This is a genomic window from Duganella fentianensis, assembly GCF_964031615.1.
Taxonomy (GTDB): domain Bacteria; phylum Pseudomonadota; class Gammaproteobacteria; order Burkholderiales; family Burkholderiaceae_D; genus Rugamonas; species Rugamonas fentianensis_A.
Genome location: NZ_CAXIQN010000013.1, coordinates 325,753 through 338,181 on the forward strand (window position 1 = coordinate 325,753; position 12,429 = coordinate 338,181).

Consider the following 12,429-nt stretch of genomic DNA (forward strand, 5'->3'; position numbering starts at 1 on the left):
ATCAGCCTTTCTTGCCGGCTTCGGCGCTAGCCTGACGGCTGCTGCTATCCTGCGCGGCGGCCGGTAGTTTCACCAGTGCGCCCGGCTTCACGGCATCCAGCTTGGCCACGATCACGCTGGCACCAGCTTGCAGGCCGTCGCGCACTTCTACCAGTCCTTCGTCGTCGTTGCGCAGCCCCAGTTTGACGGGCTGGGCGACCACTTTGCCGGCCACGATCTGGTACACCACGGGCTCGTTCTGGTTGCCGCGCAGTGCCGTCAGCGGAATGATGGGCGCTACGGCGGAGCGATCGGTGACGATGCTGCCTTTGGCGAACATGCCGGCGCGCAGTGCGCTATCTTCGTTACGCACGGCGATGTAGACCAGCATGGCGCGCGAACCGGCTTCCGTGGCCGGATTGATGCGCGCCACTTTGCCGCTGAAGTCGCGGCCCTGAAAACCATCGACCTTGAACTTCACTTCCTGACCGATTTTCACGCGGGGAATTTCGGCGGCTGGCACTTGGGCTTCCAGCGTCAGTTCGGACAGGTTGACGATGCTGAACACGGGCATATCGGGTGCCAGCTTTTCGCCGGCCTGCACATGGCGTTTGCTGACTACGCCACTGATGGGCGCACGGATTACCCCATCGTTGAGGGCGATGCGGGCAATCTCGACCAGCGCGGCGGCCGATTTGACGTTGGCACGGGCCAGATCGACGCTGTTCTGGGTGGCGTCATAAGCGGTCTGGGAAATGAATTTCTGTTTGAGCAGGGCCTGACTATTGTTTTCGTTCTTGCTGGCCAGCGACAGACGGGCTTGCGCTTCGTCCAGCGCGGCCTGCTGCTGTTGCAGGCGGGCGCGCAGATCGGCCTGATCGATGCGCGCCAGTACCTGACCGGCGCTGACGGCCATGCCTTCCTGCACGGTGGTGGCTTCCACCACACCGGATACCTTGGATTTGATGGTGGCCGAACTGAGCGGCGCCAGCGAACCGGACAGCGGCAGTTTGACGTCGAGCGCGCGCGCATCGACGGCTGTTACATCGGTGCCGGCCAGTTCTAGTACTTCGGCCGCCTTGTCCTTGGCAGCGACGGGCGCTGCCGGTGCGGCCGGTTTATTCTGCAGTACGGTCCAGCCTCCGCCTGCGGCAGCCAGCACGACGAGAATGGCCACCGGCTTGCGCCAGCGCGGGCGCGCAGGACGATGGGTAGGGTGCTGGGTGGGGGGCAGAGTCTCGAGTTTCATTGGTGGTTATCCTTGATAGGCCGCAGCGCAGGCGGCATGGCGCATGTTGCCACTGTATGAAATTACAAGGCCGGTTACCAGTTCCGTGCGACAGGCGGTACGAATTTCGCGCTGAACTGCTAAATAGGAGGGACGAAAGCGAGCTTGTGGCGGTGTGAACGGCGCAGCGCGCTAGCCGAGTTGTAGTTGTACCAACACCTGTCCGTGGTCCGACGCGGCCGGACTTGCATCCGGCAAGTGTTCGCTGAAATAGCGTACCGACAGCACCCGCCCCAGCGCTTGCGGCGCGGCGGGATGGAAGTGCTCGGACACCAGCACGTGGTCGATGGTCATGCGGCGTTCTTCGTGCAGGATGGTGTAGCCGTGCGCCGAACTGGCCGGATCGAGCTGGATGCGGCGGCTATCGTAAAATCGGCCGGCCGTTTCGCTGCCGCCTTCGCCCATGATGATGGAGGTGGTGACGGCATCGACCGTGTCGTTGAAGTCGCCCAGCACGATGCGGGGACGGGGCGCATCGCGGTGTAGCTGACACAGCAGTGAACGTAGCGCCACCGCTTCCGTGCCGCGCCGGATCAGCGAGCGCAACTGGGCCTGCGCATGGCACATGGGGTTGTCGTGTGCTTCTTCGCCATCGTAGTCGGGACGCTTGGATTTCAGGTGCAGCACGATGACATCAAGCTGGCGCTGCTGATCCAGTTGCAGGGTCACGCGCAGCAGGGCGCGCGCATAGCGCAGGGCATCGCGACTGCCCGCCGGCAGCGTGACGCCGGCAGGGAAATCCGTATGGATAGCGGCTTCGGCCGCCAGCGGCAGGCGCGAGATCAGTGCCACTTGCGGCATCTGGCGTGGCTGGCCCGTGACGGGATCGGGCGCCGTGCTGACCCCGCACAGGGCGGCGTCGCGGTATTTTTCGCTGTGCGCCAGTACGTCGCGTAGCGCCTCCAGGCAGAACACTTCCTGCAGGCCGATCACATCGGCATCAAGCCGGTCTAGCTGGCGCGCCGTCCAATCGACTTTGGCGGCATAGGCTTCTGGGGTGAGGGGAGCCAGATTGTCGTACAGCAGGGCGCCGGGCTGGGAAAGGTTGCATACATTGAAAGTGGCAAAACGGATTTCCTGCGGCATAATGACAGCCTCCCTTGCTGACTTTAACCCGATAGATTGGCAGCGTATCACGCATGGCAAAAAAAGAGCATATCTCCGAGACGCCCGCTACGCAGTTTTTGCGTAAGCATGGCGTTTCCTTTACCGAACACCCGTACGACTACGAAGAACATGGCGGTACCAGCGTGTCGGCACGCGAACTGGGCGTGGATGAACATGCGGTGGTGAAAACCCTGATCATGGAAGATGAGGCCGCTAAGCCGCTGGTGGTGCTGATGCATGGCGATTGCAAAGTCTCGACCAAAAATCTGGCGCGCCAGATTGGTTGCAAGAAGGTCGAACCATGCAAGCCGGAAGTGGCTAATCGCCATACGGGCTTTCTGGTGGGGGGCACCAGCCCGTTCGGCACGCGCAAGCAGATGCCCATCTATGTCGAGCAGACCATTCTCGATCTGCCGCAGATCTATATCAATGGCGGCCGGCGCGGCTTCCTCGTCAGCATCGCCCCGCAGGAACTGCTGCGCGTGCTGAATGCCCGTCCGGTGGACGTGGCGCTGCAAGACTGAGCCGCCCAGCCGTAGCGTAGGCGGCCCGGTGCTCAGGCCGTCAGGCGGCGCGGTTCGGCCGCTGGACGCTGGCGGCTGCCTGTGCGTGCGCTGGCGCCCCCGTGCTGCAGGTTGAACACGCTGACCACTTTCACCAGATTCTGCGCCTGCTGGCTCATGCTGGCGGCCGCTGCTGCCGCCTGTTCCACCAGTGCGGCATTCTGCTGGGTGCTGCTATCGACGCTGGTGAGGTTTTCACTCACATGCTCGATGCCGGCACGCTGGGTGTGGCTGGCGGCCGTGATGCGATCCATGATGGCGGCCAGTTCATCGATGTTACTGAGAATGTCGCGCATATGGCTGCCGGCATGACCCACCAGTTCGTTGCCGCTGTTGACCTTGTCCACCGAATCATTGATCAGGTCCTTGATCTCTTTGGCTGCGGTAGCACTGCGCTGGGCCAGATTGCGCACCTCGGTGGCCACTACGGCAAAGCCGCGGCCCTGTTCGCCGGCGCGGGCGGCTTCCACGGCAGCGTTGAGCGCCAGAATATTGGTCTGGAAGGCGATGCCGTCGATCACGCCTATGATGTCGACAATTTTCTTCGACGAGGTGGCAATCGCACCCATGGTGTCCACCACCTGCTCGACGATGCTGCCGCCTTCGGCCGCCACGCGCGACGCGGCCTGTGCCAACTGGTTGGCATTCACGGCATCGTCTACGTTCTGCGCCACGGTGGTGGTCAGATTGCCCATCGAACTGGCGGTCTGCACCAGCGCATGGGCCTGATGCTCGGTGCGGACCGACAGATCCTGATTACCGCTGGCGATTTCGGCGGATGCTAAGGCTATGGTATCGGCACCTTCGCGTACGCGGGTCACCACGGCGATCAGGGCATCGTTCATTTCCACCAGCGCCTGCTGCAGTTCGCCGATCTCGTCCTGCCGCATGGTGATGCTGCCGGCACCGGACAGATCGCCTGCTGCCACGCGTTTAGCGGCCTGCACGGCCCACAGCACGGGTGCGAGGATGCCGTGGATCAGGTTGCGGATCATATAAGCCAGCAGGGCGATGGTGGCCACGGCAGCGATGCCGATGATGCGGTTCTTGGCTTTGGCATGGCTGGCATCCTGCTCCACTATCTCTTCCAGTGCATGCTCGGTATCGGCATTCTGCTGTTCCAGCCCTTTTTTGATGCTGTTCAGGTCCTCGCGCAGCGGCATCACCGCGCCTATGCTGGCATCGCGCGCGAGGCTTTGCGATACGCGGCCCAGCGTGGTGGCGAGTGCTTCCAGCGTGGGCGTGGAAGCGGCGCTACGCAGTTGTTCGACATCCTTGCGGGTGCTGGCCAGCAGCGTCAGAGTCTTTTCGCTGAGCTTGCCGGTGTCCACTGCGTCGGTCACGCCGTTGAGGAAATCCTTGTAGTCGGAAGTGGCTTGCAGGCTGGTATGGTAAGTCTGCAGTGCGCCTTTGACGCGCTGCGGCAGGTCGCTCACGGCGGTGACCAGATACAGCAGCAGAGCGGCCAGGGGAATCACGGCGAGGCCGAATTCCAGATACATTTTCTGTTTGAGTTTCAGACGGGCGAACATGCTTACTCCGGAGTGTTGGGGGCGGGCGGCGCCAGTACGCCCTGCAGAAACGCGGGAATGCTGTCGTCGTAGTGGCGCATGGTGCGCACGATGTTGCCGTTGGCATCGAGCAGAACGATGCCGAAGTCATGTAGCACATGGTCGTGATAGCGCCACACGGTAATGCCTAGTGCCGCGGCCAGCGCACGGGTGTCGGCTACCGAACCGGACAGCACGCTCCAGTTGGGGCGTTGCAGTTTGCGGGTCTTGCGTAATTCGCGCCAGTCGGCCGGCGTATCCTGCTCCGGATCGAGGCTGACGATGACGAATTGCAGCTCGGTCTTGCGGCGGTCCGCCAGCGCCTGCATCTGTTCCATCGCGAACACGCTGCTGGAACAGATTTTCTTGCAGGCGCCGTAGGCCAGCGTCAGTACCACGGGTTTGCCCTGATACTGGTTCAGCTTCAGGCTCTGGCCGTCCGTATTGACCCAGCGGTAAGGCATCTGGTAGAGCAGGCCGGCGCCATGGGCCGCGAGGGCACAGGCGCCCAGTACGGCACCCGCCAGCCAGTGGCGCCAGGGGCGGGGCAGTACTGGCATGGCTTAGAACTTCTTGACGACTTTGACGTCGGCCGGCGCCTTGCTGACGTAGCCGACCGCGCCGGGCGTGCTTTTCACGGCGGCGATGACTTCAGCGTCGGTGGCTTTGACGGCCGGCGGATTCAGACCTTCGCGGAAGCCTTTCTTGGTCCAGATCGAGGAGTACTTGGCTGCATCGACCTGTACCACCTTGTCGAGGAAGTCCTTTTGCACGGCAGCATTATCGAAGATCACCAGTTTGGTGCCGCCTTCAATTTGCTTTTCACCGATATAGGCGTCGCGGACATCGCCGGCCGGCATGTTCAGGCTGCCGTGGCTGATGACGATTACATCACCGGCCATGGCCAGCGCCGGCACGCTCAGGGCGAGCGCCAGCAGGGTGCGGGACAGTTGGGAAATCACGGTCATGGCGGGCTCCTTAGAAACGAATCGCGACTTGAGCACGCGCTTCGTGGTACTGGAATTCGCCAGCTGGCTGAAGTTCCTTGGTACGGTTCATCTCGAATTTGAGGGCGGTGGTATTGGTCAGGTTGTATTTGGCACCGAGCACCTGACGCTGATAGGAACGACCGTTGACGTTGTTCAGGAAATAGTTGTCCGCTTGATCTAGAACAGCTTTTTCGAGGCGTACGAACGGGGTCCAGACGGGATTGATGGCGTAGCCGAGGTGAGCGTAGCCAGCCCAGCTGCTATGTTTGCCCGTGTTGCCGGACAGATCCTGATTGCGGAACTTGTAGTATTCGCTGATGATTTCCCAGTTGTCGCGGTCGACAGCGGCAAACACGCCCGTCATGTTCAGGCGGGTCTGGTTAGGCGTGCCTTCCTCATCGACCTGCTGGCGCATGGCGTTCAGGCCCAGCGTGACGCCTTCGAGCGCGCCGCCAAAGGTATAGCGTACGTTGGCGCCCACGGCCTTGTTATTGTTGTCATCCTTGCCAGCGTTGTAGTCGAGCGACTTGTCGCCCACTTCGCCCGACAGGCGGCTGCCGTTGCCGATAAACGCTTCATAGTTCAGACGGCCGCCTTCGATACGGGTGGTGCCGGTGGCCATGGCGCCCACCGTGTGCGATGGCAGAATGCCGCCCTGATCTTCAAATGCGATCAGGCGCGGACGCGAAATCGACGGGGTAATCTGGGCGCCGTGGTGGAACGCGGTATTCCAGTAGCCATACGGGGTGTGGAAGCGGCCGGCCCACAGGGTCAGCTCATCGCTGAAGGTGTAGCCCATCTGCAGACGTTCCACGTCGGTGCCGACGGAATTGCCTTTTTCATCGTATTCGAAGGCCAGTTCGATGATGGTCTTGACGCGATCGCCCAGATCCGGCGTCAGGTACAGATCGAAGTTACCCAGCACGAAGCCGGATTTGCGGTTGTCCAGCGGCTTGCTGCTGTAGGCGTAGCCCACGTCGGCAAAGCCGTGTACGGGCAGGCCCATTTCGCGTCGCTTGGCCGAAGTGTCGGCCACCTGCACCAGATTGCTTTCTACCTGCTCGAGGCGGGCTTGCTGGGCCACCAGTGCTTCGCTGGTAGCGCGTACGCTGGCGGTGGCTTCAGCCGCTGCTGCCTGCGCTTTACCGGCGCTGGCCGTGGCCGGCGCGGCACTGGCTTCCACCTGCTGCAGGCGGTTGCTCAGTTGCTCGATCAGAGCCATGCTTTTTTCCAGTTTCTTTTCCAGTTCGGCGATACGCGCCTGTTCGCTAGGGCCGGCCAGTGCGGCGCTGGAAAAGCACAGGCTTACAGCCAGTGCCAGCAGGCGTGGCGCGCAGTGGCGCGCGGTGATAGCAATCGATTGCATCTTATTCTCTCTTATATGGGGGATGGGACTATTCAACGACCGTAGGGAGACCCGTGCCACGCTAGGGCAGGGCGAAATACGTTGCCGCGGTGCTTAGGCGGCGTTGAAACAGCTGGGCTGTGCTTGCTGGGCGCGAGGACAAATGGGCGCCGCTGAGTGATGCACTGTAGCAAGTAACTATAGTGCGTGCAAGTAATTAGAGGGGCTGGTCTCTGGTCGGCACAGGGCGGACAGTGTATATTTTGACGTTTTGGGCAAGGTTGCAGCCCCCGCGGATTTAATTTGAGGAAACAATGAATACAGTTTGGATGACCGTAGCCGCCTATCTGATCGGCTCGATCTCGTTTGCAGTGGTAATGAGTAAAGTGTTCCGTCTGGCCGATCCGCGCACTTACGGTTCGAAAAATCCCGGCGCCACCAATGTGTTGCGAAGTGGCAACAAGGCAGCCGCCATCGCCACCCTGATCGGCGACGGTGCCAAAGGCTGGCTGGCCGTGTGGCTGGCGATCCGTTACCAGAACCAGTTGCAGATCGGCGACATGACCATAGCGCTGGTTGCCATCGCAGTCTTCCTCGGCCACCTGTGGCCCGTATTCTTCCGCTTTGTCGGCGGCAAAGGCGTGGCGACGGCACTGGGTGTGCTGCTGGGCCTGAACCCATGGCTGGGTCTGGCAACGCTGGTGACCTGGCTGGCCGTGGCATTTGCTTTCCGTTACTCCTCGCTAGCGGCACTGGTGGCGGCCTTGTTCGCACCGTTCTACTACGGCTTGCTGTTCGGCGCTGACGCCGAGCTGGTGGCGGTATTCGTCATGAGCGCGCTGCTGGCCTTCCGCCATAGCAAGAACATCTCGAATCTGCTGGCAGGCAAGGAAAGCCGTATCGGCAGCAAGAGTGCCGACGCCAAGAAAAAATAAACTGCGATAAACTACGGGGTCAGGTCGGGCATTGGTGCAGAGTTCGCTATAAAACTTAGCGAGCTCTGCACCAATGCCCGACCTGACCCCTTTTTTTATCTGTTTAGCAAAGGCCGTTATGAGCAAGTCCCTTACGATCGATTTCGTTTCCGATGTTTCCTGTCCGTGGTGTGCGATCGGGCTGAAGTCGCTGGAACAGGCGTTGCAGAATATCGGTGACGAGGCCGAGGTAGCGCTGCATATCCAGCCGTTCGAGCTGAATCCACAGATGGGCCCCGAAGGCCAGAATATCGATGAGCACCTGAGCGAGAAATATGGCTCGACGCCGCAGCAGCAGGAGCAGGCGCGCGCCATGATACGGGCGCGTGGCGCCGAAGTGGGTTTCGACTTCGCCATGGGCAAGCGCGACCGTATCTACAACACCTTCGATGCCCACCGTCTGCTGCACTGGGCGGAAGGCGAGGGTAAGCAGGTGGCGCTCAAGGGCGAGCTGTTCGCCGCCTATTTCAGCCGTGGCGAAGACCCCAGCTCGCATGAGGTGCTGCTGAACGCAGCTGAGGCGGTCGGTCTGGATCGCGCAGCGGCAGCAGCGGTGCTGTCGTCGCAGCAGTTTGCCGACGAAGTGCGCACGGCCGAGCAGTTCTTCCAGCGCCATGGCATTAATTCCGTACCGGCGGTGATCATCAACCAGCGGCATCTGATCGCGGGTGGTCAGCCGGCTGCCGTGTTCGAGAAAGCCTTGCGCGAAATCATGGCACAAAGCTAAGCCTGTTTCGGCTAAACTGTCTGAATTGCATCTTTGGTGGACGTTATGCAATAACGTCCAGTGCTCATTCATCGCAGTTCGTAGCCGTACAGGAAGCCCATGCAGGTCGCTGAAAACGTTACGTCTCTTCCTCTTGCCCGTCCCCAGACGGAGCAGTTCCGTCTGGCTGCCCTGCAGCGCTACCAGATTCTGGATACCGGCCCCGACGCCGAGATCGATTTTCTCACCAGTCTTGCGGCCCGGCTGTGCGGCATGCCGCTGGCCTGTGTGGCGCTGGTCGATAGCGAGCGGGTCTGGTTCAAGTCCGGCCATGGCGTGCCTACCCACGCGCTGGAGCGCAACGATAGCTATTGTGCGCTGGCCGTGCTGGGCGAGGCGATTACCGAATTTAGCGATGTGCAGCAGGATTACCGCACGGCCGGCATGAGCTGGAGCGTGCAGACACCCCAGGTGCGCCACTACTGTGCCGCCGCCCTGTGTAGTCCGGACGGTTATCCGCTCGGGACGCTGGCGGTAATGAGCGACCAGCCCGGCCAGCTCAGCGAGGAACAACGTAGCACGCTGCAGCAGCTGGCACGGCAGGTGATGGCCATTTTCGACCGCAATGTCGCCCAGAGTGCGCTGGCACGGGTGCTGCAGGAGCGCGAACTGCTGGCCACCACGGACGAGCTGACGGGCCTGCATAACCGTCGTTCGCTGCAGCAGAAACTCACTTTTGAAGTGGCACGGGCACGCCGCTTCCGTTCCCACCTGTCCACCCTGATGATAGAGCTGGACCAGCTGGCCGCGTTGCGCGCCGATTTTGGTCCCGCCGCAGCGGAACAGCTGCTGGCCAGCGTAGGCCGCTTGCTGCGCGAGAGCGTGCGCGTGATCGACGTGCCGAGCCGCTACAACGAGAGCCAGTTCTGCATCCTGCTGCCGAATACGCCGCCGGATGGTGCGCAGATACTGGCCCATAATCTGCGCCGCAAAATCGCTGCACAAGTGCATACGCTGGCGCAGCGCGAGCTGCTACTGAGCGCCAGCGTGGGCGTGGCCGCGCTGGACTTCATGGATGTCAACGATGGCGATGCGCTGCTACAACAGGCCGAACGCGCACTGACGCAGGCGCGCACTGAGCACGCGGGCCACCTGCCCCTGCATGGATAATCTGACCCACAGCATCATCGGCGCCGCAGTTGGTGCCGTGGTGCAGCGTAGTCTGGCGCCGGAAGCGGACACGGCATCCCAGCGCCTGCGCCACCGTTTGCTGCTGCTGGCCTGTGCGCTGGCCAGCAATTTTCCCGATCTGGATCTGATTCTCTCGCCCCTGCTGCAGCAACCCCTGGGCTATCTGCTGCACCACCGCGGCTTTACCCATACGGTGTTACTGGCGATACCGCAGGGACTGCTGCTGGCCGGCCTGCTGTGGCTGCTATGGCCGGCTGCGCGCCAGCTTCTGCGTACCAGCCGTACGGCCCGTAGCGGGCTGGGACTGGCAATAGGCGCCGGACTGGCATTGCATCTGCTGATGGATTACACCAATTCCTATGGCCTGCACCCATGGTATCCGTTCGATGCGCGCTGGTTCTATGGCGATATGGTGTTCATCATCGAACCGCTGTTCTGGGTGGTGCTCGGTGTGCCGCTGGCGCTGCTGGTGCGGCGGCCGTGGCTACGCTACGGCTGGCTGATGCTGCTGGGTGTGGTGCTGCTGGCGCTGGCTACCATGAACTACCTGCTGTGGCCGGCTGCGCTGCTGCTGGGTGCACTCGGCCTTGCGGGCGCGCTGGTGCAGCGCCGTGCGGGCGAGCAGGGCCGGGCGGGACTGTTACTGGGGCTGGGCTTGAGCCTGGTTTTCCTGTGCCTGCAGGCGGGCACTTCCTATCTAGGCCGGCAGGCCGTGACGGCCGCCTTGCAGCAGCATGACAGCAAGGCGCAGGTACTCGATGTGGCCATGACAGCCTTTCCCAGCATGCCGCTCTGCTGGGCCTATGCCAGTGTGGAGAGCAATCCCAAGCACGGCTATTACCGGCTGCGGCGCGGCGTACTGAGCCTGATACCGGCACTGGATTGTCCGGCTGCGCTGGTGGGACAGGAAGCCAGTCAGCCGCTCTCGCCGCAGGTAGGGGAATTTGCCCATGTGATGGCGCCGCTAGCCGCGCTGCAGGAACTGCAGCAGAAAAATTGCGTGGCGGACGCATGGTTGCGCTTCGCCCGTTTGCCGGCACTGACGCTGGCCACGGGCACGCTGGGCGATTACCGCTTTGCCGCTACCCCCAAGGGTAATTTCACCACGCTGGAAACGGCTGCTCAGCCTGCTTCTGCCTGTCCCAGCGGTGTGCCGCAGTGGGATTATCCGCGCAAGGATATGCTGGCCGCGCCCGCCACCGGGATATTTTAGATTTGAACTTGATTAGCGGAAACCCGCATGGCAGGCCGCTTGCACGACTTTGGTGCTGGTGCAGTGCAATATGTGTGGCATGTTCACCACAAAAGTGCTAGAAATTGCTGATTTGGAGCAATTTCGGGCAATGTTGTATGGCACGACAATTGCAATGCCTTCTGGAAAGTAAGATGATCTTTCCATATGGAGGCAGTTATGAATAAGACAATCGAACAACAAAACACCACGATGACCCATGAATCTTCGGCCGATGAGCACCGTTCGCGCAGCGAGCGTATTGCTGCTCAGGGCGTGCGTCTGGGCAAAGCCAACTACCTGATTCCACTGGTGGGACTGGCCGTGCTGGCCGGCATGGCGTTCGCGCAGGCCTGAGGTGTCAGGCCTGTGGTAGCGGGCCGGCGCTCTGCATCGCGGCGGCGCGTCTAGATGACGCGCAATTCTTCCAGCGGCCAGCGGGGCCGCACGTTGAAACTGTAGTCCTTCTTGGCAGCGTCAGGATTGATTTTCAGGCGCATGGCGCCGGCAAACGCGATCATCGCACCGTTATCGGTGCAGAATTCCAGTTCGGGGTAGTAGACCTTGAACTTCTTCTTGGCGGCCGCCGCATTGAGCGAGGCACGCAGTTGCGCGTTCGCGCCTACGCCACCGGCAATCACCAGCCGCTTCAGCCCCGTGTGGCGCAGGGCGGAAACGCACTTGGCCGTCAGTACATCGACGATGGCATCGACGAAACCACGGGCGATGTTGGCTTTGTCCTGTTCGCAGATATTCGCGATGACTTTTTCTTCGTGGTTTTTCACCACCGTCAGCACGGCCGTTTTCAGGCCGGAGAAGCTGAAGTTGAAGTCCTTGGTGTGCAGCATGGGGCGCGGCAGCTTGTAGGCGGCCGGATCGCCGAATTCGGCCAGGCGGGAAATGGCCGGTCCACCGGGATAACCGAGGCCCAGCAGCTTGGCCGATTTGTCGAAGGCTTCGCCGGCGGCATCGTCCAGCGTTTCACCCAGCAGGGTGTACTGGCCCACGCCATCGACGCGCATCAGCTGGGTGTGGCCACCCGATACCAGCAGGGCGATAAACGGGAATTCCGGCGGCTGCGAGGCCAGCAGCGGCGACAGCAGATGGCCTTCCAGATGGTGTACGCCTAACACGGGTCTATCTAGCGCCAGTCCCAGACTGCAGGCCACGGAAGATCCCACCAGCAGGGCACCGGCCAGACCGGGGCCTTGGGTGTAGGCGATGGCATCCACATCGGCCAGCTGTTTGCCGGCCTGATCGAGCGCCTGCGTCAGCAGCGGCAGGGCGCGGCGGATGTGGTCGCGCGACGCCAGTTCCGGCACTACGCCACCATATTCTTCATGCATGGCCACTTGCGAATACAGGGCATGCGACAGCAGGCCGCGCTCTGTGTCATACAGTGCGAGGCCGGTTTCGTCACAGGAAGATTCAACGCCGAGAACGATCATAAGATGCAGTAGTGCTAGAGAACAATCCGCCATTGTAATGGAAAGCCGTGCCGGCCAC

13 protein-coding genes are annotated in these 12,429 nt (G+C 61.7%); 6 read left to right on the plus strand and 7 right to left on the minus strand.

From position 1 onward, the window contains the following. Position 1 precedes the first annotated feature (1 nt). Entirely contained in the window at positions 2-1,228 is a 1,227-nt protein-coding gene (locus ABNT42_RS09490; RefSeq protein WP_348696427.1) for an efflux RND transporter periplasmic adaptor subunit, read from the minus strand. Positions 1,229-1,399: 171 nt separating this feature from the next. Further along, the gene (locus tag ABNT42_RS09495; protein ID WP_348696428.1) at positions 1,400-2,353 is read right to left on the minus strand and encodes an endonuclease/exonuclease/phosphatase family protein; all 954 of its coding nucleotides are present in this window, start codon (positions 2,351-2,353) and stop codon (positions 1,400-1,402) included. 53 nt (positions 2,354-2,406) lie between these two features. On the opposite strand from ABNT42_RS09495, the gene ybaK reads away from it, so the two are divergent. After that, positions 2,407-2,898, plus strand: coding sequence for a Cys-tRNA(Pro) deacylase (gene ybaK / locus ABNT42_RS09500; RefSeq protein ID WP_348696429.1), 492 nt, complete (start codon positions 2,407-2,409; stop codon positions 2,896-2,898). A 32-nt stretch (positions 2,899-2,930) separates the two neighbouring features. Here ybaK and ABNT42_RS09505 read toward each other — a convergent pair whose 3' ends face one another. Genes ABNT42_RS09505 through ABNT42_RS09520 form a run of 4 tightly spaced genes read right to left on the minus strand, consistent with a single transcriptional unit; the run spans position 2,931 to position 6,842 of the window. After that, complete coding sequence (locus ABNT42_RS09505) at positions 2,931-4,469, minus strand: methyl-accepting chemotaxis protein (RefSeq protein ID WP_348696430.1); 1,539 nt, start codon at positions 4,467-4,469, stop codon at positions 2,931-2,933. A gap of 2 nt (positions 4,470-4,471) precedes the next feature. Then, positions 4,472-5,047, minus strand: a complete 576-nt coding sequence (locus tag ABNT42_RS09510; RefSeq protein WP_348696432.1) for an SCO family protein — start codon at positions 5,045-5,047, stop codon at positions 4,472-4,474. Between the two features lie 3 nt (positions 5,048-5,050). Next, positions 5,051-5,455 carry a hypothetical protein gene (locus ABNT42_RS09515; RefSeq protein ID WP_348696433.1) on the minus strand — a complete coding sequence of 135 codons (405 nt, stop codon included), beginning with the start codon at positions 5,453-5,455 and terminating at the stop codon, positions 5,051-5,053. 10 nt (positions 5,456-5,465) lie between these two features. Continuing rightward, complete coding sequence (locus ABNT42_RS09520) at positions 5,466-6,842, minus strand: hypothetical protein (protein WP_348696435.1); 1,377 nt, start codon at positions 6,840-6,842, stop codon at positions 5,466-5,468. A 293-nt stretch (positions 6,843-7,135) separates the two neighbouring features. On the opposite strand from ABNT42_RS09520, the gene plsY reads away from it, so the two are divergent. The 5 genes from plsY (at position 7,136) to ABNT42_RS09545 (ending at position 11,280) form a co-directional block, all read left to right on the plus strand. After that, entirely contained in the window at positions 7,136-7,756 is a 621-nt protein-coding gene (gene plsY / locus ABNT42_RS09525; protein ID WP_348696437.1) for a glycerol-3-phosphate 1-O-acyltransferase PlsY, read from the plus strand. 118 nt (positions 7,757-7,874) lie between these two features. Beyond that, a complete protein-coding gene (locus ABNT42_RS09530; RefSeq protein WP_348696438.1) occupies positions 7,875-8,522 on the plus strand; it encodes a DsbA family oxidoreductase in 648 nt (215 codons plus the stop codon). Positions 8,523-8,621: 99 nt separating this feature from the next. Then, positions 8,622-9,671, plus strand: coding sequence for a sensor domain-containing diguanylate cyclase (locus tag ABNT42_RS09535; protein ID WP_348696439.1), 1,050 nt, complete (start codon positions 8,622-8,624; stop codon positions 9,669-9,671). Next, positions 9,664-10,905: a metal-dependent hydrolase gene (locus ABNT42_RS09540; protein ID WP_348696440.1), complete on the plus strand. Its 1,242-nt coding sequence runs from the start codon at positions 9,664-9,666 to the stop codon at positions 10,903-10,905. The genes ABNT42_RS09535 and ABNT42_RS09540 overlap by 8 nt, the downstream gene beginning before the upstream one ends. A 198-nt stretch (positions 10,906-11,103) precedes the next feature. Further along, positions 11,104-11,280: a hypothetical protein gene (locus ABNT42_RS09545; protein ID WP_348696442.1), complete on the plus strand. Its 177-nt coding sequence runs from the start codon at positions 11,104-11,106 to the stop codon at positions 11,278-11,280. A 50-nt stretch (positions 11,281-11,330) separates the two neighbouring features. On the opposite strand, the gene tsaD is transcribed toward ABNT42_RS09545, so the two are convergent. Next, positions 11,331-12,371 carry a tRNA (adenosine(37)-N6)-threonylcarbamoyltransferase complex transferase subunit TsaD gene (tsaD, locus tag ABNT42_RS09550; RefSeq protein WP_348696443.1) on the minus strand — a complete coding sequence of 347 codons (1,041 nt, stop codon included), beginning with the start codon at positions 12,369-12,371 and terminating at the stop codon, positions 11,331-11,333. Positions 12,372-12,429: the final 58 nt, after the last annotated feature.